Genomic DNA, 21,167 nt, shown 5'->3' on the forward strand with positions numbered 1-21,167 from the left:
ACGTCGGAGCAATCGACTTCAAGGACCTATTTCCCTGGCGACGGCGGCATCATTTGAAGAGCTGCACCGGCGGCGGGCCATGAAGGCTAGCCGATAACCACGGCGTGATGCGAACCTCAGGTCTTGCGAAACCGCGATAGCCCCCAGATACTCCAGCGCTCTGCTCCAGGTTGGCGCGCATGACCAAGGAACTCGACATCGTCCTCTTCGGTGCCACCGGCTTCACCGGTCGGCTGGTCGCGGAGTACCTCGTGGCGCGGCGCCCAGGCGTGCGCTGGGCCTTGGCGGGGAGGAGACGGCGCAGGCTCGAGCTCGTCCGGAGCGGGCTCGCCGCCCTCGATCCCGCCGCGGAGGCTCTCCCCATCCTCGTCGGCGACAGCCTCGATCGCGGCGCCATGGACGATATCGTCCGCCGGGCGCGGGTCGTGTGCAGCACGGCCGGGCCCTACGCGAAGTACGGCGATCAGGTGGTCGCCGCTTGCGTCGAGGCCGGCACGTCGTACTGCGATATCACCGGCGAGACACACTGGATCCGCCGGATGATCGAGGCCCACCACGCCCGCGCGGAGGCCACGGGGGCGCGCATCGTGCATTGCTGTGGGTTCGACTCGATCCCGTCGGATCTCGGCGTGCTCATGCTCCACGAGCACCTCGCCGCGCAGGGCGATCGGCTCGCCGAGGCGCACGGCCGCGTGATCCTCAAAATGCCGGGCGGCCTGAGCGGCGGCTCGGTCGCGACCCTGATGTCCATCTTCGAGAACATCGGCGATCCGGCCGTGTGGCGCGCGCTCATCGATCCGTATGCGCTCGATCCAGAGGGCAGCCCCCGCGGCCCGGACCGTCGCGACTTCAAGGCTCCCGGACGCGACGCAGGCAGCGGGGGCTGGACGGCTCCGTTCATCATGGCGGCCATCAACACGCGCGTCGTGCGGCGCTCGAACGCGCTCCTGGGACACGCCTACGGCCGCGACTTCCGCTACGACGAGGCCATCAGCACCGGCGAGGGCGTCGCAGGGCTCGCGAGGGCGGCGGGGATCAGCGCGGCGCTCGGGGGCGCGAGCGCGCTGGCCGTCGTCCCGCCGGGGCGAAGGCTGCTCGGGCGACTCCTCCCGGCGCCGGGCGAGGGGCCGAGCCGAGAGCAGCGCGAACAGGGGCGGTTTCGCCTTGAGATCCATGCGAGGAGCGCGGCCGGAAAGAAGCTCACCGGCGTGGTCGCCGGGAGCCACGACCCCGGGTACGGCGGAACGGCGATCATGCTCGGGGAGGCGGCGCTGTCGCTGGCCCAGGACGACCTGCCGGCGCACGGGGGCGTCCTCACGCCCGCGGTCGCCATGGGCACGAAGCTCATCGAGCGCCTGCGCGCGGCGGGTGAGACGTACCGAGCGGAATGAGCCCGCGCGTGCAAACCCGAGCGGCGGCTATACGCCTGCCCCTTTCGCTTGACCGCCATAACAGCAACATGTACCTGTCATTCTCTCCTCTTGCCCTGAGAGTCATCCATGGCAGACAAAAAGGACGAAGTCGCCTCTCAACAACAACCCAAAAAGCTGCACGAGCGGATACTGGAGGGGCTCCCCCGTCCTCAGACAAGCTCGCGCAGCCACAAGACCGTCGGCAAGCTCGTCCTCGCCGCGACGGGCGAGCCGCTCGCGGGGGTAGAGCTGGAGCTGTGGGATCGCGACGCCCTGAGGGGCGATTTCCTCGGCCGCGGCATCACCGATGCGCACGGCGCTTTCGAGATCTATTATAACCCGCTCGACGCCGGGCCGTTCGACCGCCCCGACCTAGACCTCCGCGTCATCGAGCGCTCCGAGCAGGCGCGCCTCGTCGTGCAGACCTTCCATGGCGCCGACGACGTGCAAGAGCTGGTCTACGACTTCGGGACATGCCGCCTCGCGCGCGCGCCGCGGCCTGCTCCGCTCGATCGAGCCGCGCCCCCGCGGGATCGCTTCAGGTCGTCTCCCCTGGGCATGCCGAGCGCGCATCCGCTCTGCCTGCCGCCCCCTTACTCGCTGGCGCTCCGCGCGCGTCTCTTCCTCGTCGACGTCGATCCGGGCTGGCTCAGCGCGGATATCCCTCCCTGCCTGGGTGTCCTCCCCGGCCTCGAGGGCAAGGCGCTGTGGGGCGTGATGGATTACTCGTCGGCGTTCTCCTCCTCGGATCCGACGGGCGCGGTTTACCCGTACCGGGAGCTCGTCATCGGCTGCTTCGTGCGTGAGCACGCGCGGGTGAGCGAGATAGGGCTCTTCATCAACACCATCTATATCTCGAGCGACGTGATGATGGTCACCGGGCGCGAGATGTATGGGTTTCCGAAGAAGCTAGCGGAGATCGCCATCGGCAGCGACGGCATGGAGGTGCGTCGGCCCGGCCTCGCTCCAGGAGAGACGGCCGGGAACGTCCACCCGATCGAGCTCGTGCGTGGGACGTGGCATGCGGCTGCGAAACACGAGTCCTTCGTCGACCACGTGGCTCGCGCGGTGGCGGACAAGGCTGCCGCGCTGGGCGCGCGGGGAGCGGCGCTGGGGATGAGCAACGTCTTCGAACTGCCCTTCTATACGCACCAGGTCATCCCGACCCCTGCGGGCGACCGCTCGTGCGTATCGCGGGTGTGGCGCACGCCTCTCCACGACGTGCGTGTCTCCCGGGCGGTGCTCCTCTCCGCGGCGCGGTTCGAGATCGGGCCCTCGACGGTCGACCCCATCTACCGTCTCGCGCCGGGTAACATGCCGATCGTGGAGGCGGCCGCCGGCGTGGAGATGGACGTGAGCTTCGTACTGAACGAGGGAGAGATCGTCGCGCAGTACAGCCCCACCTCGGCGGCGACCGCGTCGGCTGCCGAAGTCCGGCCGTGACGGGGACATCGTCGCGAGTCGTCGTGGTAGGCGCGGGGCTGGCCGGGCTCACGGCGGCGAGCCGCCTGGCGGAGGCAGGCGCCCGCGTCTTGCTGGTCGAGGCCGGCGATGTCGCCGGCGGGCGCCTGGCCACGCTGGACACCGTGGATGTCCGATGGCGCGGCACGGCGATGCAGTTCCCCATCGAGCACGGACTCCACGGCGTGTGGCGGCAGTATCGCAACCTGCGCCGCCTCCTCGCCGATCACGGCCTCGATCGGTGGCTGGTCGACGCTGGAACGCAGGAGCTCATCGTCGACTCGCCCAACGGCGTCGCGGCCGTCGACATCGGCGCGTCCGTGCGCGGCTCGCGCCTGCCGGCGCCGCTTGCGCAGTTCCGCCCCTGGTTCTCCCCGCCATTCGCTTACGACACGCTCACGGCGGGTCCGGTCGCGTTCGCGCGCATGCTGGGGTGCCTTTCTCACGCTCTCGCGTTCGACCTCGCCTCGCCCGACGACGTCGCCGCGTACGATCACGCGAGCGTGGCGACGATGATCGCGGACTGGCCACTTTCGTTCCGGCAGCTCTTCGAGTCCTTCTCGCACTCGATTTACTTCGAGGAGACGCATGCGGTCAGCCTCGCCGCGCTCTTCACCGGGATTCACCTTTATCTGGTGAACGACCGGCGTGATTCGCAGTTCGATGTCTTCGCCGCCGACTCAGAGCAGTGTGTGATCTCGCCGCTCCTCGCTGCGATCCGCGGGCGAGGCGGCGAGGTGCTGCTCGGCGCGCGCGCGACGGGGTTGCGGATCGAGGGGCGGCGCGCGACCGGAGTGGCCATCGACACGCCGCGAGGGGCCGAGACGCTCCCGGCCAGCGCGGTGGTGGTCGCGCTCGATCCCGCCGGGCAGGAGCGGCTCCTTGCGGGGACGCCGCTCGCTTCGGCCTCGGGGAGCCCTCGGCCGGCCGGGCTCCCGAGCATCGTGGTGCGGCTGTGGCTCGCGGGCGCTCCGCGGCCGGAGCGCGCGCCCTCCGGGCTGCTGGTCGATTCTGTGGCGAGGAACTTCTTCTGGCTGCATCGGCTCCAGGAGCCATTCCGCACCTGGCACGCTCGCACGGGAGGCGGTGTCCTCGAAGCGCACCTTTACGGAGACCTGGCCGTGGGCGTGCAGATGGTGGAGGACGCGGCCCTGGCGCAGCGAATCAAGGCGACGGTACGGCGGATCTGGCCCGAGGTCCCGGGCGAAATCGTGCATGCCCACGTGCAGCGCAATCCACCGACCCAGGTCGCACTGCGCGTCGGCCAGATGGCGCGGCTCCCCGCGGTGATCACCGCGCTGCCGAACGTCGCGCGCTGCGGTGACGGCGTTGCGTGCGGATCGCCGGCGATGTTCCTCGAGCGCGCGTGCCTGACAGGTCTCCTCGCGGCTCGGGCGATCGTGCCGTCGCTCGGCCTCTCCCCGGAACGGGTCCCCGCTCCGCTCGCTCCGCTCCCGCCTGAGCGCACCGTGGCTGCCGTCCGCGCGGCTTGCCGTGTCATGCGCGGGCTCTTGCCGCTGAATCTCCGCTCGTATCAGCTCCCCTCTAGGCGCGCGGGTCGCGCGTGATGCGCCCCCAGGGGGAGGGCGCGCAGCCTCAGCTTCCTGCTCGAGGCCTTCATCGGCTTTCCAGGATTCCTGCCCATCTACGCGGAGAGGGCGCCGCTCCGGCCCGGCTACGAGCGGCGGCGTCTGTTCTACTGGCTGCACTCGTATCTGGAGCACGTCTGGCTATTCGAAGACCAGATCTTTCGCGACAAGACGGCCGAGGTCGTCGAGCGCATCGCGGCGTGCTCGAGCTGAGGCGCTCGCGCGAGCGCGAGGCGCGCGCCGTGGTGGTGCACGGACAACGACGGTACGTACGCGCGTGACGCTCCGACGAGCGCCGCCCGGCGTCTGGTCCACCCCCGTTTCCGTCGACCCCCCCGACGACACCAGAGGTAGGGATGGGACGGAGAAAGAGGAGGGGGGCCTAACGACCGGGCTTCTGCCGCGGCGCACAACGCCGCCGGCGGCAAGCCGCTGTTCGCCAAGTGCTCACTTTGAGTAGTACAGGATGTAGCCAGAGTAGACCAGATCACCAGCTGCTTTCGCATCGTCGAAGGCGCGCTCGAGCTGCTCCTGTGACGTGAACCCGTACTGGCCGAGCCTCTCCCCTGCGAACCGTTGTAAGCGCCCGGCGTCAACTCCGTCAATCTGCCCCTCGTCGCCGAAGTCGAAATCGACCGTCCATTCTGGTCCCACTACCGCGCAGCCAAAGCCATGCTTGAAATAGCGGTAGCCTTCCGCGAGTTCATCGCGACCGGCGACGTCTGTTTGAGTCCATTCGAGGCTGCTCGAGGGGCGCGGTATGCCTGCACGTTCCAGCAAGGCAACGGCCTCTGCGACCTTTGCACGATAGTCCTCGATGAGCTTGGCAAGGCGCGGATCCATTAGCTTGGCCTCATTGTACGGGTTTGGTCGGCTTTCCCATGCTACTTCAGCTGCCCAGGCCCTTTGTTGGGCGCCGCTCGCCTGAGCATCATCGAGGCACCCGCTGAAGCTGGACGCGGCGTGCGGGTGTGCTGTGGGTCACGGAGCCTGGCGACGCTCGGCACCGCCCCCATCAGTACCAGCCGTTTGTTGGTCGGGGACTCATGATGGTGCATCCGCGACCTCCGCTTCGCTCGTGACACCGTGAGACTGGAGAACGTCGACGATGACGGCGTGTCGCGCAGATTCCTCCATCATCGCTTCCACCCAACACCCTGGCGATGATCAGCGGGCGAAGCCCGTCTGATCCATCGCCCTGTCGGGCCGCATCCGTCAACCGTCAGGAGAGCACTTCGGCGGCGGTCTTCGCCCCGAGGACGTTATCGATCCAGCGGTCGAGGGGCGCGACGTCCGCGCATGCCTGGACGCGAGCGCTCTCGTTCTCGGTGAGCACGATTCCTGCACGCGCGAGCAGCCGCAACAGCGTATCCCTCTTGCCCTTGAGCTCGCCCTCGCGGATGCCCTCGAGCTTGCCGCGATCGATGAGCCTCTGCACGAACGGGGGAAAAGTCGCCTCGCCTTCGATCTGCCGTTCCATGACCAACGCCTCCAGAGCCTGCCGCATCGGCTCACGCAACCCGTTCCAGCTGAGCTGAAAATAGACCATCGCGTGCTCCTGGTCGGCATGACGCTCGGCCTCGAGCATGCCCCATGCCGGCACGAAACCACGGGAAAACCCGAGGAGAAGGGCAGCTCAGGGGGTGGCGGCGCCATGGCGGACGGGGCGGCGACCAGGCCCCACTCCACGGCGCTACCGTCCAACATTCTGGCATTCGGCGGAAGCGCGAAGCGCTGTCCGCTGCAATGCCACGATGTTGGGCAGCTCCGCGCTCATTCCGGGAATGCCGCTGCGATGCGGCGCCGTAGCAGCGCTTGAGCGTCATCGCGTAAGGGTTCTCCGTGGGCGCTGATCAAGTGCCGAAATGTCAGGGAAACAAGCCGTCGGTAATCGGCGGCATCGGGGCTGCACGCGCTCAGCCAGGTCGACGGTATGTTCGCGGCGCCGATCAGACCCTGCTCCAGGAATGAATCTCCTGTTTCTTTCGAGAAGAAAGGATCGACACGGGTCCAGTTCTGCACAGCGTCACAGGTGATGAGAATCCCGCCCTCCTGAGGGAGCACCACCGCAGCCTCTGGGAACGCCGCGGTGGAGAAGACGAAGACCTTGCCTCCATGCGCCGGGAAGGGTGCGGTGGGGTCGAGCTCTCTATCCGCCGGACGTCCATCGGCGCATCGAACACCTGGAAGCGCCCAGGTCGTCGCGCCGTACCGATCGCGGTAGAAAGGGTCATCTCGACCGTGGAAGGCGCCCAGCCGAACGACATCGCGGACTCGACCGAGCTTCTCGAGCTCGCCGAGCCCATGCTCTGTCAGCCGCACGGTGTTGACGAGCGTGAGGGCGCCGCCGTCACGAAGTATGACCATCGTGCGGCTGGTTTGAAGGTCCGTGCCCGCGTGATGGGTTTTGTTGGTCCCAACAACGAAGTAGACCTCCGCGAACGCCGACTGAAGCGCGCTGTGCGGCCAGGCTGGGCTGTACTCGAACATGTGGGCCTCTCGATCTCAATAGCCGAGATTCATCGGCGACGGTGGAAATCATGGCGGCAAAGTCCTTCTGCATGCCCGCCTCGCTCGCCCGCCGCTCCCGGCGAGCGCCCGTACCGCCCTGGCCGCTCCGCGGCGCTCGTGCTCGAAGCCGACGGAAACACCATCGACGTCCCTCACGGCCATCATGATCACGTTCCGACCCGGGCGAGGTCACCGCACTATGGCGCCGATCCACCACCCTTGCGCACATGATGGTGAATCCGGAGACTCCCGAGCGAGCCGCTTCGACCGTTCCTGATTCCTGTTTTGCCCTCCCGGTGGTATCGTAGCCGACATGCCCCGGTCTCGGTGGCCAGGAGCGTTGTCGCATCAGCGCGTCAACGAGCTTGGACACGGCGACGGCACGGAGGGTACCGCTCGTGTGGCAAGCATCGGCTTCCGTTGGACAATCTGACGCCAATCCCCCGATCAGCGCGCGTGCCGCTGCGGCGCGCTCCGGCCGCTCCGGCGAAGCCGGCCCCGCCTCTTCCGCCGCCGGGCGCGGCGACGTAGCGCAGGACCCGCGGCGCAACCAGGTCGTCGCCGGGCGGTACAAGCTCCTGCGGCTGATCGGGCGCGGCGCCATGGGCGAGGTGTGGCTCGCGCACGACAGGGCCCTGCGGATCGACGTCGCGCTCAAGCTCCTCACGGTCCAGCGCGAGAGCCAGGCTGGCACCGCGCTGGAGCGCTTCCGGTTCGAGGCCCAGCTCGCGGCGCAGCTGGCGCAGAAGACGGACCACGTCGTCGCCGTGCGCGACGTCGGGAGCGATCCCGAAGTCGGTCCGTACCTCGTCATGGGCTACGTTCGAGGCCGGTCCCTGCGGCAGCTCATGCAGGAGCGGGGGCCGATGTCCCCGGCGGAGCTCGCCCCGCTCCTCGGCCAGATCGGAGAGGCCCTCTCGGTCGCGCACCGCCTCGGCATCGTGCACCGCGACGTCAAGCCGACGAACGTGCTGCTCGAGGAGGAGCGGAGCGGCGAGATGCGCGCCAAGGTCGCGGACTTCGGGATCGCCAAGTGGATCCGGAAGGACCTGCCAGCCGATTTCCCCCGTCGAACCGCCGACGGCGTGGTGCTGGGCACGCCGGCGTACCTGAGCCCGGAGCACGCATGCGACGGGGACACGAGCCCGCACTCGGACATGTGGGCGCTCGCGGTCGTCTCGTACGAGGCGCTCACGGGCCAGCTGCCCTTCCCGGGCCAGACCATGAGCGACGTGCTCGCCTCGATCCTGGCCAGCGCGCAGCCGCCGCGGTCGTCGCTGTGCCCGGCGGCGCCGCCGGCGCTCTCGGGCTGGTTCGCGCGCGCCTTCGCCCTGGATCCGACGGAGCGGTTCCCCTCGATCGAGGCCATGGTCGCCGCCTACGAGGCCGCGGTCGGCCCGTCGGGGGCGCCGGCGCGCGCCGAGCCCGCGCGCCGGGGCAAGCTGGGCCTCGCGGCCGGCCTCGTCGTGGCGCTCGGCGTCGTGCTGTCGACCGGCGCGCTGTGGGCGCAGGTCCAGGTCCCCGGCGCGCTGCGGGCGGCGAGCGTCGACGCGCGCGCCGGGGCCATCGTCCGCGCCGCGCAGGCGCGCATCGCCGCCCAGGCGCGCCCGCGCCCAGCCGCGCGCTCGGGCGACGCCGCGCCGCCGGGGGCCGCCGCACCCGCGCCCGAGGAGGCCGCCGCCCCCGCGGCCGCGCCGCGCCCCCTCGCCGCCCAGGCCGCGCGCCCGGTCGACCCCCGCCCAGCGCCGCGGAACGCGCGCGCTCCCCGCGGCGACCGCGGCGAACGCGCAACGAGCGCGCGGAGCGCGCCCACTGAACGCGATCTGCTCAGGACGCGCCACTGAGCGGTGGGTCCGTCGCCCGGGCGCGGCGCGAGCGCCCGGATAGGCGCCCTGGAGCTCAGTTCATCTCGAGGAACAGCGAACAGCCGATCGGGAACCTGCCTACCCGACTAGCCGGGCTCGTCCGCCTCCGGTGGGTTCAGCGGGAGCTCCACCACGAACGTCGCGCCCGCGCCCGGATGGCTCTCCACCCGGATGGATCCGCCGTGCGACATCACGATCGAGCGCACGATGTACAGCCCGAGGCCGAGGCCGCCGAAGTTCCGCACCGACACCGCGCGCTCGAAGCGCTCGAAGATCCTGCCCTGATCGGCCTCGGCGATCCCGATCCCCTGATCCCGGACGACCACCAGCGCGCGTTCGGCCTTCCGCCGCACGCCGACGAGGATAGGCCTCTCTGCACCGTACTTCATCGCGTTCGACAGGAGGTTGATGACGACCTGCTCCACGCGAGACGGATCCCAGTGGCCGACCACGGGCTCGTCCAGATCGAGCTGGATCGGGCAGCGGGCGTCCGCGAGCTGCGGGCGCATCCGGTCGACGACCTCGCGCGCCAGCGCCGTCAGATCGACCGGCGCCCGCGCGAGCGTCAGCCGCCCGGCGTTCAGCCGCGTGACGTCGAGCAGCTCGTCGACCAAGCGCCCGAGCCGCAACGTCTGGCGGCCGAGCGTCTGGAACATCCTCTCGAACCGCTCCGGGGGGACGTCCGCGAGCGAGCGGCGGCGCAGCACGCGCTCGACCGCCTGCACCTGCATCTGCAGCGAGGTCAGCGGGGTCTTGAGCTCGTGAGACGCGACGACGAGGAACTCGTCCCGCCGCTGGATCGCCTCCTGGGCCTCGGCATACAGACGGGCGTTGTCGATCACGAGCGCCGCGCGGCGCCCCAGCTCCTCGGCCAGCTGCAGGTCGGCGGGACCATAACGGCGCTCGGGCGCGGTCGCCAGCAGGGTCATGACGCCGAAGTACCGGTCGCGCGCGAGCAGCGGAACCCGCAGAAAGGAACGGACGCCGAGCCGATCCCACGGTGGCCTGACCCGGGGGTCGAGCGAATGCACCTGCTGCAACAGCGGCGTGGCGCGGCCTTCTTCCCGCTCGGATCCGGCCGGCGACGCCTCTGCCAGAGCGCGCAGCGCGTCCTTCAGCGCTTCCAGCTGCTCGCCGGGCACCCCCGCGACGGCGGTCGGGCCCGGCGTCCTGTCCTCCAAGAGCACCTCGACGACGCACTGATCCGAGAGCTCGGGCACCGGGAGCTGCGCCACGCTCTCGAAGGTCGCGCCGTAGCCCAGCGTCATCAGCCTGCGGCTCGCCTCGGCCAGGAAGCGCTCGGCCTGCTCGGCCCGCTTGCGCTCGGTGATGTCGGTGGAGATGCCGCAGACCGCGCGAGGCTCAGCGCCCTGGCCCAGAGGGAACTTGACGGAGAGCGCGGTGCGCAGTCCGTTGGCGAGCGGCACCGTCTCCTCCCACTCCATCGGCGCGCCCGCCTCGAGCACCTGCCGGTCGTGCTCGCGGAGCGCCGCGGCGACGGGCGGAGGGAAGAGCTCGGCGTCGGTCTTCCCGAGGATCTGCTCGCCCGGCACGCCCAGGAGGGCCGCTACCGGCCGGTTGGCGAGCAGGTAGCGACCCTCGTAATCCTTCACGTAGACGCCCGCCGCCGAGTTGTCGACGATCGCCTGGAGCATCTCCTGGTTGGCCTTGAGCGCCTGTTCCGCCCGCCGCCGCTCGGCGTTCTCCTGCTCCAGCTCGGCATAGAGCATCGCGTTCTCCAGCGAGATCGCCGACTGCGAGGCGAGCAGCTCGATGACGCTGAGCCGCCCGGGGGTGAAGGCGCCGGTGATGAGGTTGTTCTCCAGGTAAAGCAGGCCGATGAGCCGGGCCTGCCGTACGATCGGGAGACACAGCACCGATCTCGGGCGCTTGCGCCGGAAATACTCATCCTCCATGAAGGGGTGGCGGGCGGCGGCGTCGTCGAGCAGCACGCGCTCGTGGCTCCGGCGAACATAGTTGAGGACGGACCGCGGCAGCGCGGCCGAAGGCGCCTCGCCCGCGCCGAGCAGCCGCACCGCCCCCCCTGGCGTCTCGATCGCCGCGGTCCACAGCCGCTCATCTCGGACGAGGAGGACACAGCCCTCCTCGGCGCCCGCGTGCTCGACCACGACGCGAAGCAGCGTCTCGAGCAGGCGCGGGAGCTTGAGCTCGCCGGAGATGCCCTGCGAGGCCTTGACCACCGACAGGACGTCGAACTGCTCGGCCCGCACGGCGAACGTGACGGTGGGGGCGATCGGCTTGCGCTCGACGAGGTAGGGGTAGCGCTGATCGAGCTGCTCCACCTTGGCGTGGGCGCCCCACGTGAAGTAGGCGGCGCGGGCCTTTCGCAGGTGGGCGCCTTCGGACGTGGAGAGGCCGCGCGCGCGGTAGAGCCCCGCGACGAGCTCGGAGGCGATGGCCTCGTGCTGGACGAAGCCGCCCTCCCGCGCCGACGAGATGGCCTGCTCGTAGAGCCCGATGGCCTCCAGGTCCTGCCCACGGAGCCGGGCGATCTCGGCGCGGACCAGGGCGTGCTTGTGAAGGAAGTTGTCGGGGCCGCTCCTGGCCCACTCGCCGAGCTGCCGCTCGCACTCGACGAGCTCCTCGGGGAGCGCCCGCAGCGGGGATGGCTGCGCCTCGTGCGCCTCGTCGCAAAGCGCCGCGAGCGCGAGCGCGCGATAATAGAAGCTCTCGGCAATGAGCGCGTGCGGCCCGACCCTGGGCGGGTGCTCGGCGATCGCGCGGGTCGCCGCCGCGAGCGCCTCTCGGGCAGAGCCGAGCACGAAGAGCGCCTGCGCCTTCAAGCTGTAATAGAAGTCGCGAGCGGCCTCCAGATCCCCACCCTGCTCCAGCCGCGCCTCGAAGGCCGGCGGATCCTGCTCGGACCCGTCCGGCATCGCGAAGCGGACCGGCCTCCCGCGCAGCGTCTGGATCATGGCGTGGCCGCCGAGGAGGGCGTTGTGCGCGAACGCGTAACCGACCCTGCTCACGACATCGAGGCGCTCTTTGACCTCGTGGAGCACGTCCTCCAGCGGCTCGCCGGAGAGCAGCGGGAACAGCGCGGCCCAGATGCAGTTGAGGCACGCGTTGTTCAGATTACCGGATTCGACCGCGGCGCTGAAGCCGTCGCGCGTGTACGGATACGTCTCTCGGTAGTGGCGTGTCCAGTAGACGACATAGTGTAGGAGGATGACCACCACCGATTTCGTGGTGAGGAGGCCGCTCCCGTCCGCCAGGTCGTGGCCGACCCTGCCGAACAGGAAAGCCTCGTGATATCGCCCGAACCTCGAGCTGATCACCATCGCGAAGGCGGCGTACGCGACAGCGGAGTGCTCGGCGTTGCCGTGGCGCAGGCTGAGCTTGACCATGCGCATGACGACGAGGTTGTACAGGTTCGGGTCCACGAAGAACGCAGGGAGGGACACGCTCTGCAGCACGCCCATCGTGGTCTTGATCTCCGGGTGCGTCATCGGGGGCAGGTGGATCAGGTCCTCGATGGCCTGATCGCCCAGGGCCTGCCAGACGCTCTCGGTCTCCTCCTCAATCTGTGCGTCGGTGGGGTGGAGCGGCAGATCGACGTCGCACGCGCGGAGGCACGAGAGCCCGATCTCCACCGCGCGGGCGTATTGCCCGCGGGTGACATTCAGCGCGACGACGAGCTCGACGACGGCGGCCGTCTCGCGCCGGGTCATCGCGCGCGCCATGAGCTCTCCCAGGCGCCGCTCGGCGTCCTCGAAGCTGCCGGTGATGTACGCAATGTGCGCGCGCTCGAAGGCCAGGTCGTAGGTCAGCCCGTGACGCGTCTCCCAAGAGGCCGGCGCGAGCAGCGAGAGGCCCGCGGCGAAGAGCCCGGCGGCCGATTGGAAGGCCGCGGCGGCCTTGGCCTTCCTGCCGGCGCGGAGGTTCAGCTCGGCGACCTCCTCCCGCTCCGCCTGGGAACGCAGACGCGCGGCGCCGCGGTTGAGGTGGCCGACGATGTCGAAGAGCGCGCCGTCGCGCTCCTCCGCGCGTCGTGCCCTGAGGAGCAGCCGCCCGATCCCGAGGTGCGTCTCGGCGAGCTGTCCCGCCGGGATGAGCGAGTAAGCGGCTTGCTGCACCCGGTCATGGAGGAATCGATAGGCGCCGTCTCGGCGGAGGAGCAGCCCCTCCCGCACGACCTCCTCGAGCGCGTCGCCGAGCTCCGCCGCCGGACGGCCCGCGACCACCGCGAGCGTGTCGAGCTCCAGGCTGGTGCCGAGGCACGCGGCGAGCGTGAGCACCTCCCGCGCCGGGTCCGAGAGCCGCTTCAGCTTGCCCGCCATCAGGTCGACGACGTTGTCGGTGAACCCCATGTCGCGGATCGCGGCGATGTCCCACCGCCATCTGCCCTCCTCCGCGTCGAAGGTGATGAGCCCCTCCTGGTGCAGCGCGATCAGGAACTGGAGCACGAAGAACGGGTTGCCGCCGGTCTTCTCGTAGACCAGCCGCGAGAGCGGCTCGACCTGCTCTGCGGGCGCGTGCGGCGCGTGGACCGTCTCGGCGACGAGCGCCCCGACATGGGCGGCTGAGAGCGGGTCGAGGGCGAGCTCGGACACGGCGGCGCCGCGCCTCCGCGCCTCGGCCAGCGTGAGCCGCAGCGGGTGCGCGGGGCCGACCTCGTTGTCGCGGTAGGCGCCGATCAGCAGGAGGTGCTCGGACCCGGCGTAGGTGGCGAGCTGCTCGAGCAGCTGGAGGCTTCCCGCGTCGGCCCACTGCAGATCGTCGAGGAAGAGCGCCACGGGGTGCTCCTTCTGGGCGCACGCGGAGACGAAGCGCTGGAGCGTCGCGTGCAGCCGGCTCTGGGCCTCGGTGGGCGGCAGCTCGGGCACGGGCGGCTGGGGGCCAAGGAGCAGTTCCAGCTCGGGGAGCACGTCGGCGAGCAGCCTGCCGTTGGGGCCCAGGGCCTCCCGCAGGTGCTGTCTCCAGCGCCCGACCTGCTCCTCGCTCGCGCCGAGGATCTCCTGCACCAGCGCCCGGAACGCCTGATGGAAGGCGCGGTAGGGGACGTCCCTCGCGGTTTGATCGAACTTGCCGGAGAGGAAGAACCCCCGCTCCCTCACGATCGGCCGGTGCAGCTCGGCGGCGAGCGACGACTTCCCGATGCCCGCGTACCCTGACACGAGCACGAGCTCTGGCCGGCCCTGCGCCACCACCCGCTCGAACATGGCGAGCAGCGCCTCCACCTCGCGCTCGCGCCCGTACAGCCGCTGCGGCACCTGGAACCGGTCGGAGAGATCGCGCTCACCGAGCGCGAAGGGCGGAATGGCGCCGCTCGTCCGCCACCGGGCGAAGCACTCGTCCAGGTCGTGCCGCAGGCCGGCCGCGCTCTGGTAGCGCTCCTCGGCGGCCTTGGAGAGCAGCTTGAGCACGACCTCTGACAGGAGCGGGGGAATCGACGGGACGAGCGCGCGCGGCGGGACCGGCTTCTGCGCGATGTGGCAATAGACCCACTCGACGGGATCGCTGGCCCGGAACGGCAGGGTGCCCGTCAGGAGCTCGTAGAAGACGACGCCCAGGGAGTAGAGATCGGTCCGCTCGTCGACCCAGCGGTTCATCCGGCCCGTCTGCTCCGGGGCCATGTAGGCCAGGGTCCCCTCGATGAGCCCGACGTGCTCGATGTGCTGGAGCTCGCGGGGTATCCGGGACGCAATCCCCAGGTCGGTGATCTTCACCTCGCCGGTGGTGGGGTTGAGGAGCAGGTTCTGGGGTTTGATGTCCTTGTGGACGACGTCGTGCCGATGCAGCCCGGCGAGCGCCTCCGCCAGGCGGACGGCGAGGGGGAAGAAGCGCTCGAGCGGCATCGGCCCTTCCAGGAGCCGATCGAGCGATACGCCGCCGAAATCCTCCAGGACCAGCGCCGGCTGATCGCCGAGCATCTCGATCGCGTAGGGCTTGACGATGGCGGTGGTGTCGATCGCCCGGGCGACCTCGTGTTCGTGACGCAGCCGCCCGAGGGCGCGAGGGCTCGCGTGATCGCGACGGAGGACCTTGAGCACCACGGGACGGCGGTCGCCCCGGCGTAGACCCCGATAAAGAAGGGTGTCCGAGCCCTCGCAGAGGACCGCGATGATGGCGTAACGGGACGACGCATCGTGATTAGAGAAGGCGGGAATGGTGTTCACAGGAGCTGTACGACCGGTAACGCGCGACGCATGCTGCCATGGTCGGCGCGTATCGCCATCGCTTTGAGCGGGCGAGGCGCCGGACATCATCCGTCCTCCTCCGCGAACTAGCGCGAACCAGCGCGCGCCGCGCCCCACACCGGGGCCACCCTGTCGATGACATCGTGACAGGGCTCGCCGAAGAAGATGCCTACCAGCTGGGCTCGCGAGCCTGGTGAGACAGAGGACGCTCGCTCGGCGCAGCGCGCAGGCGAGCCCACCAGGATGGGCTCGCGAGCGCGGCGAGGCGGGGATGCGCTCAGCTCATCTCGAGGAACAGCCGATCCGGATCCTCCAGATACCCGATGATCTCGTAGGCGAACGCCGCCCCCACGTGACCATCGATGATCCGGTGATCGAACGACAGCGACAGCAGCATCACCTCGCCGATCACGATCTGCCCGTCGCGCACCACCGGCTTCTGCTTCATCTGGTGGATCCCGAGGATCGCCACCTCGGGGAAGTTCAGGATCGGCGTCGCGAACAGCCCGCCTTGCTGGCCGAGCGACGTGATCGTGAACGTCGAGCCGCCGAGATCCTCCGGCTTCACCCGCCCTGCCTTCGTGTCCTCGCCGAGCCGCGCGATCTCCTGCGCGATCTCAAGGACGCTCCGGCGATCCGCGTCGCGCACGACCGGCACGATGAGCCCGGCCTCGGTCGCGGAGGCGATGCCGATATGGTAGCTCTTCCGGACGACGATCTCCTGCGCGGCCTCGTCGAAGGTGCTGTTCAGCGTCGGGTGCTTCTTGAGCGCGGCGACCACGGCCTTCACGAAGAAGGGCAGGAAGGTGAGCTTGACGCCCGCCTTCTCGGCCAGCGGGCGCAGGCGCGCGCGGCGCTCCTTCAGCGCGGAGACGTCGCACTCCTCGACGAAGGTGAAGTGCGCCGCCGTGTGCTTCGACCGCGACATCGCCTCGAAGATCCGCTTGCGCACGCCGCGCAGCGGGATGCGCTCGTCGCCGGGCGCCGCCGGCAGCCCGCGGCCGCGCTCCCCCTCGGGCCGGGCCGCCACGCGCCCCAGGGCCTCGTCCAGCGGCTCGGGCGCCGCCGCCGCGCCGGCCGCGCGCTCCGCCGCGACCGCCGGCCGCCTCGGCGCCACCTCGGACAGCGCCGGGGCCGTCACGGGCGCCAGCTCGGCCGCCTCGGGCGCCTCCAGCGCCCGCACGTCGTCCTTCGTCACGCGGCCCCCCGGGCCGGTCGGCGGCACGCGCCGCAGGTCGACCCCGAGGTCGCGCGCCAGCTTGCGCGTCGCCGGCGTCGCGAGCGGCTTCTCGTTGAAGTAGGCCGCCGCGCCGGCGCCCGCGCTGCCGTTCGCCCACGCGGGCCGCACCGGCGCCCTCAGGTTCATCCCCGGGAGGTCCTCCCGGATGTCGCCGACCGCCGTCGCCGCAGGCTCGGCAGGGCCGGTCTTCGCGGCGGATTGACGCATCCCCGCCCCGGACGAAGGCGACGGCGCCGCAGGCCGGTCGTGCGCCCCCGCGCCCGCGCCGGGCGGCGCCGGCGACGCGGCGGCGGACCGGTCGTCGAGATCGAACACGACGAGCACCGAGTGGACCGGGACCACCCCGCCCACCTTGCCCCGCGTCTCCACGATCCGACCCGAGCGCGGCGACGTGATCGTCACCGTCGCCTTGTCGGTCATCACCTCGACCATCGGCTGGTCCTCGACGACCACGTCGCCCGGCGACACCAGCCAGCTGACGATCTCCCCCTCCGTGACGCCCTCGCCGATGTCCGGAAGCCTGAACTCGTACTTGCCCATGCGTCAGTACCTCGCCGTCTCCAGGATCGCCGGAAGGATACGATGCGAGAGCGGGAGGTACTCGTTCTCGAGGGTGTAAGGGAAGGGGGTGTCGAAGCCCGTGACCCGGAGCGGCGGCGCCTCCAGGTGGAGGAACGCGTTCTCGTTGACCAGCGCGACGATCTCGGCCCCGAATCCGCAGGTCTTCGGCGCCTCGTGCACCACGATGAACCGGCCCGTCCGCTTCACCGACTCGACCACCGTGTCGATGTCGAGCGGCCACAGCGTGCGCAGGTCGATCACCTCGCACTCGATGCCCTGCGCGGCCGCCTGGTTCGCCGCGTCGAGCGCCTCGTAGAGCATCGCGCCCCAGACCACGAGCGTCACGTGCCAGCCCGGCCGGACCACGCTCGCCTGGCCGAGCGGGACCGTGTAGTCGCCCTCGGGCACGTCCCCCTTCGCCGCGCGGTAGATGCGCTTCGGCTCGAAGAACAGCACCGGATCGGGATCCCGGATCGACGAGAGCAGGAGCCCCTTCGCGTCGGCCGGGTTCGACGGGCACACGACCTTCAGGCCCGCCACGTGGATGAACTGCGCCTCGGGCGACTGCGAGTGGTAGTGCCCGCCGCGGATGCCGCCGCCCACCGGCGTGCGGATGACGAGCTTCGACGGGTACTCGCCGCCCGAGCGGTAGCGGTACTTCGCCAGCTCGGACACGATCTGGTCGTACGCGGGATAGATGAAATCGGCGAACTGGATCTCCGGGATCGGCACGAGCCCGTAGAGCGCCATCCCGATCGCCGTCCCGACGATGCCGCCCTCCGAGAGCGGCGTGTCGATCACCCGGTCGTCCCCGAACTCGTCGAACAGGCCCTGGGTAACGCGGAACACCCCCCCGACCTTGCCGACATCCTCGCCGAGCACGACGACCCGCGCGTCCCGCCGCATCTCGTGGCGTAGCGCGTCGTTGATCGCCTGGACCATGTTCATCTGAGGCATGCTCTTCGTCTCCGTCTCTCGGCCAGAAGGTGGGAATGCAACCTCACGGGCGCCCCCGCTCCCCTGGGGACCCCCATCGATCGCGGGCGGCGGCGCCACCCCGGCCATCGGCGCCGCCCGGCGAGCCGCCCCGCCGACCGCGCCGTCGTCCACGCCGCGCCCGCACGCGCTAGTGGCCGCCGTGGCCCTTGGGCCTCGGGCCCGCCTTGAGCTGCTCCCGCTGCTCGACGAGGTGCCAGGGCGGCTCCGCATAGACGTCCTCGAACATCGAGTCGAGCGACGGCGGCGCCACCTTCTCCGAGACCGCGATGCAAGCCCTGATCTCCGCGTCGACCGCCGCCTCGATCTCGCGATCCTGCGCCTCGGTCCAGCCCTGGGTGCGCTCGAGGTGCCGCCGCAGCCGCGCGATCGGATCGAGCCGGCGCCACGGGTCGAGCCACGCGTCGGGGCGGTACGCCTTGGGGTCGTCGCTCGTCGAGTGGCCCGACAGGCGGTACGTCATCGCCTCGATGAGCGTCGCGCCCTCGCCGCGGGCGGCGCGCGCGATCGCGTCGCGCGTCACCTTCACGACGGCGAACAGATCGTTGCCGTCGACCCGCACCCCGGGGACGCCGTACGCGGCGCCCTTGCACGCGAACGTGTTGCTCGACGTCTGGCGCTCGGTCGGCACGCTGATCGCCCAGCCGTTGTTGCGGCAGAAGAGGACGACCGGCACCTTGAACACGCCCGCGAAGTTGAGGCCGCTGTGGAAGTCCGACGAGCTGGTCGCGCCGTCGCCGAAGTAGACCAGCGAGGCGAGCTCGTCGCGCTTCAGCTTCGCGGCCCACGCGAAGCCCACGGCCTGCGTGATCTGCGTGCCGATGGGCGAGCTCACCGAGCCGAAGTGCCCCTCGCGGTAGGTGTAGTGGTCCGGCATCTGCCGCCCCTTCACCGTGTCGTTCGCGTTGCCGAACATGTTGTCGATGTACCGCTGGAGCGGCAGCCCCCGCCAGAGCGCGGCGCCGAACTCGCGGTAGCACGGGAACACCCAGTCCTGAGGCCGCGTCGCGTAGACGCTGCCGAGGATCGCCGCCTCCTCGCCGAGCGAGCCGACGTGGAACCCGATGCGCCCCTGCCGCTGCAGCGCCACGAGGCGCTCGTCGAGCTGGCGCACGCGCACCATGAACTTGTAGAGGGCGATCACCTCCGACGGGTCGAGCTTCGGATCGTGCGCGGGATCGAGCGAGCCGTCGTCGCGCAGGACCTTGATCACGTCGTCGGCACACGTGTCGAGCGGGTGCCGGGCGACGGCAGCCTGCGGCTCCAGGCTTGCCCCTGAGACGTTCGGCGGGCGGTCTGTGGAGTACGTCGCGGTGCTCATCGGCTCGCGTGGACACTAATCAAAGGCGCTGCCCGAGACCAGTGCCGAGACGCAGCGTTCGCTCATTCGCTGTACGCGCGACGTTGACTCGTCGCAGCGATCGCGCCTCCGGATTGACTCGCCGCGGCGATCACGGGCCCGCGCGCGGCCTCGCCGCACGTCGCACACCGCGGTGTCGATGTCCCGGCTAGACGTTCCCGGGCTCGGCCGCCTGCGCGAGCGCCTCGTCCACCGCGGCCGCGTCGAGCTTGAACCCGCGCGCGAGCTGCTCGAGCACGCCGCGCTCGTGCAAGCTCACGCCGCCGGAGGCGTGCGCCATGAACGCCGCCACGCGGAGCACCTCGCGCTGGTGCTCGGTCCGCCCGATCGTGCGGGAGACCATGGCGACGCGCTTCTCCATGCCGTCCTCCGCGAGCATCTCGCCGAGGTCGGCGAGCAGCGCCTCGAGCTGCTTCTCGTGGACGAGGTTCTGGCATGCGTCCACGACGATGGCCTGGAAGCGCTTGCGCTCCGCCTCGTCGAAGTGGCCGTCGGCGTTCGCGACGAGGAACGCGGCCTCGATGATCGTCTCGAAGAGCGCCACGGCGGCCGGATCGAAGCCGGTGGGCATCGTGATGTCCTCGATCGGGGGGCGCGCGCTGTAGGCCCTCGCCGCCTGGGCGAGGATGGAAGCCACGCGCGCGCGGGGCGTCTCCGCGCCGAGGCGTGACGCGCCGGGAGCGATGCCGCCCGGAGCGATGCCGCGGGGGCGCCTGTCGATGGGAGCGGACATCGTGGTCTTTGACCCTCCTGCCTCACGCTCGGCCAATCCCCGGGGAGCGTCAAGGCGCTTGCGTCGGCCGCCGCAGCGCGCGGCGAATCCGTTCGGTTTCTCGTCCGACCCGGCGCGCGGAATCAGCGGCGCACGAGGGACGCCGCCGGGACGAGCCGCGCGGCGGGCGCCGCCGCCGGAGCGTCGAGCGGGCGGGGATCGTCGGGCGCGAGCTCTGCCTCGATCCGGGCGGCCTCGCGGCGCGCCACGGCGAGGCGCTCCTCGAGGAGCGCCTCGACCTGCGCGCCCGCGGGGGCCTCGCCCGCCGGGGAGCCGTCCTGCGGCGCCGAAGGGCGGCGGTCGACGAGGCTGCGGACGAAGACCTCCGCGGCCTTGTAGCTCGATCGCACGAGCGGCGCGCTGGCGGCGTAGAGGAAGCCCATCTCGAGCGCCGCCCGCTCGAACGCGGCGAACGCGTCCGGCTCGACGAAGCGCTGCACGGGCGCGTGCTTCGAGGACGGGCGGAGGTACTGGCCGATGGTCACGATGTCGACCCCCGCCTCGCGCAGGTCGCGCAGCGCCTCCAGCACCTCGTCGTCGGTCTCGCCGATGCCGACCATGATCGAGCTCTTCGTGAGCCGCCGCGGCGCCGGCGCGCCGCGCCCTTCCGCGTCCGCGGCGAGGCGCCGCTGCCGGTCCTTCGCGCGCCGCAGCACGGCGAGCGACTGGTCGTAGCTCGACCGGACGTCGCGGATGACGCGGGTGATGCGGCGGACGACCTCGACGTTGTGGGCGAAGACGTCGGGCCCGGCGTCGACGACGGTGTCGACGGCGCTCATGTGGCCCTGGAAGTCGCCGACCAGGGTCTCGATGAGCAGGTCGGGGCGGAGCGCGTGCAGGCGGCTCACCGTGCGGGCGACGTGATCGGCGCCGCCGTCGAGCAGGTCGTCGCGGTTGACCATCGTCATCACGACGTACTGGAGCGAGAGCCGGGCGATCGCGCGGGCCACGTGCTCCGGCTCGCGCACGTCGACCGCGCCGCGCGGGTCGCCGGTCGTGACCGCGCAGAAGCGGCAGCCGCGCGTGCAAACGTCGCCGAGGAGCATCACGGTCGCGGTCCCCTCGCGCCAGCACTCGCCGACGTTCGGGCAGCGGGCCTCCTCGCACACGGTGTGGAGATCGAGCTTGCGGAACGTCTCCTTGAGGTGGTGGTAGGTGTCGCCTCCGGGAGCGCGGACCTTGAGCCATTCAGGCTTGGGCGAGAACTGCGCCATCAGGGGTGTCCTTAGCCCATGCGGC

General features: G+C 70.7%; 14 protein-coding genes. 5 read left to right on the top strand and 9 right to left on the bottom strand.

The genetic code is table 11. The features are described from left to right. The first annotated feature begins 179 nt into the window (after window positions 1-179). From NQZ70_RS10155 to NQZ70_RS53315, 4 genes are all read left to right on the top strand, one after another. A complete protein-coding gene (locus NQZ70_RS10155; protein WP_207217793.1) occupies window positions 180-1,391 on the top strand; it encodes a trans-acting enoyl reductase family protein in 1,212 nt (403 codons plus the stop codon). A 108-nt stretch (window positions 1,392-1,499) separates the two neighbouring features. Continuing rightward, on the top strand, window positions 1,500-2,855 hold the full coding sequence (locus tag NQZ70_RS10160; protein ID WP_129574041.1) for an acetoacetate decarboxylase family protein: 1,356 nt from the start codon (window positions 1,500-1,502) through the stop codon (window positions 2,853-2,855). Between the two features lie 23 nt (window positions 2,856-2,878). Continuing rightward, window positions 2,879-4,441: an FAD-dependent oxidoreductase gene (locus NQZ70_RS10165; protein ID WP_165373890.1), complete on the top strand. Its 1,563-nt coding sequence runs from the start codon at window positions 2,879-2,881 to the stop codon at window positions 4,439-4,441. A 51-nt stretch (window positions 4,442-4,492) separates the two neighbouring features. Further along, entirely contained in the window at window positions 4,493-4,675 is a 183-nt protein-coding gene (locus tag NQZ70_RS53315) for a hypothetical protein (protein WP_408022427.1), read from the top strand. 234 nt (window positions 4,676-4,909) lie between these two features. Here the strand turns inward: NQZ70_RS53315 and NQZ70_RS10170 are convergent, their stop codons facing one another. The 3 genes from NQZ70_RS10170 to NQZ70_RS10180 form a co-directional block, all read right to left on the bottom strand. After that, window positions 4,910-5,305 (bottom strand): DUF6896 domain-containing protein, encoded by a 396-nt coding sequence (locus tag NQZ70_RS10170; RefSeq protein ID WP_129574043.1) that lies wholly within the window; start codon window positions 5,303-5,305, stop codon window positions 4,910-4,912. A gap of 379 nt (window positions 5,306-5,684) precedes the next feature. Continuing rightward, a complete protein-coding gene (locus NQZ70_RS10175) occupies window positions 5,685-6,050 on the bottom strand; it encodes a hypothetical protein (protein WP_237245197.1) in 366 nt (121 codons plus the stop codon). A 185-nt stretch (window positions 6,051-6,235) separates the two neighbouring features. After that, window positions 6,236-6,952: a hypothetical protein gene (locus tag NQZ70_RS10180; RefSeq protein ID WP_129574044.1), complete on the bottom strand. Its 717-nt coding sequence runs from the start codon at window positions 6,950-6,952 to the stop codon at window positions 6,236-6,238. Window positions 6,953-7,371: 419 nt separating this feature from the next. Between NQZ70_RS10180 and NQZ70_RS10185 the strand changes: the two genes are divergently transcribed. Beyond that, on the top strand, window positions 7,372-8,817 hold the full coding sequence (locus NQZ70_RS10185; RefSeq protein ID WP_408022415.1) for a serine/threonine-protein kinase: 1,446 nt from the start codon (window positions 7,372-7,374) through the stop codon (window positions 8,815-8,817). Between the two features lie 107 nt (window positions 8,818-8,924). On the opposite strand, the gene NQZ70_RS10190 is transcribed toward NQZ70_RS10185, so the two are convergent. From NQZ70_RS10190 to lipA, 6 genes are all read right to left on the bottom strand, one after another. Continuing rightward, window positions 8,925-14,978, bottom strand: coding sequence for an AAA family ATPase (locus NQZ70_RS10190; RefSeq protein ID WP_129574045.1), 6,054 nt, complete (start codon window positions 14,976-14,978; stop codon window positions 8,925-8,927). Window positions 14,979-15,276: 298 nt separating this feature from the next. Further along, entirely contained in the window at window positions 15,277-16,779 is a 1,503-nt protein-coding gene (locus tag NQZ70_RS10195) for a dihydrolipoamide acetyltransferase family protein (RefSeq protein WP_129574046.1), read from the bottom strand. A 3-nt stretch (window positions 16,780-16,782) separates the two neighbouring features. Then, the gene (locus NQZ70_RS10200; protein ID WP_129574047.1) at window positions 16,783-17,757 is read right to left on the bottom strand and encodes an alpha-ketoacid dehydrogenase subunit beta; all 975 of its coding nucleotides are present in this window, start codon (window positions 17,755-17,757) and stop codon (window positions 16,783-16,785) included. A gap of 169 nt (window positions 17,758-17,926) precedes the next feature. Beyond that, the gene (locus NQZ70_RS10205) at window positions 17,927-19,117 is read right to left on the bottom strand and encodes a thiamine pyrophosphate-dependent dehydrogenase E1 component subunit alpha (protein ID WP_129574048.1); all 1,191 of its coding nucleotides are present in this window, start codon (window positions 19,115-19,117) and stop codon (window positions 17,927-17,929) included. Between the two features lie 187 nt (window positions 19,118-19,304). Continuing rightward, window positions 19,305-19,889 (bottom strand): tellurite resistance TerB family protein, encoded by a 585-nt coding sequence (locus NQZ70_RS10210; protein WP_129574049.1) that lies wholly within the window; start codon window positions 19,887-19,889, stop codon window positions 19,305-19,307. 122 nt (window positions 19,890-20,011) lie between these two features. Next, complete coding sequence (lipA, locus tag NQZ70_RS10215; RefSeq protein WP_129574050.1) at window positions 20,012-21,142, bottom strand: lipoyl synthase; 1,131 nt, start codon at window positions 21,140-21,142, stop codon at window positions 20,012-20,014. Window positions 21,143-21,167 lie beyond the last annotated feature (25 nt).

Origin of the sequence: Sorangium sp. So ce836 (assembly GCF_028553905.1) — a bacterium.
Taxonomy (GTDB): domain Bacteria; phylum Myxococcota_A; class Polyangia; order Polyangiales; family Polyangiaceae; genus Sorangium; species Sorangium cellulosum_D.

What these genes read in the sequence shown, in the direction of transcription:
- NQZ70_RS10155 (WP_207217793.1), top strand. Translation starts at nt 180, where the DNA reads ATGACCAAGGAACTCGACATCGTCCTCTTCGGTGCCACCGGCTTCACC.
- NQZ70_RS10180 (WP_129574044.1), bottom strand. Translation starts at nt 6,952, where the DNA reads ATGTTCGAGTACAGCCCAGCCTGGCCGCACAGCGCGCTTCAGTCGGCG.
- NQZ70_RS10175 (WP_237245197.1), bottom strand. Translation starts at nt 6,050, where the DNA reads ATGCTCGAGGCCGAGCGTCATGCCGACCAGGAGCACGCGATGGTCTAT.
- NQZ70_RS10210 (WP_129574049.1), bottom strand. Translation starts at nt 19,889, where the DNA reads ATGTCCGCTCCCATCGACAGGCGCCCCCGCGGCATCGCTCCGGGCGGC.
- NQZ70_RS10160 (WP_129574041.1), top strand. Translation starts at nt 1,500, where the DNA reads ATGGCAGACAAAAAGGACGAAGTCGCCTCTCAACAACAACCCAAAAAG.
- NQZ70_RS10195 (WP_129574046.1), bottom strand. Translation starts at nt 16,779, where the DNA reads ATGGGCAAGTACGAGTTCAGGCTTCCGGACATCGGCGAGGGCGTCACG.
- lipA (WP_129574050.1), bottom strand. Translation starts at nt 21,142, where the DNA reads ATGGCGCAGTTCTCGCCCAAGCCTGAATGGCTCAAGGTCCGCGCTCCC.
- NQZ70_RS10170 (WP_129574043.1), bottom strand. Translation starts at nt 5,305, where the DNA reads ATGGATCCGCGCCTTGCCAAGCTCATCGAGGACTATCGTGCAAAGGTC.
- NQZ70_RS10200 (WP_129574047.1), bottom strand. Translation starts at nt 17,757, where the DNA reads ATGCCTCAGATGAACATGGTCCAGGCGATCAACGACGCGCTACGCCAC.
- NQZ70_RS10205 (WP_129574048.1), bottom strand. Translation starts at nt 19,117, where the DNA reads ATGAGCACCGCGACGTACTCCACAGACCGCCCGCCGAACGTCTCAGGG.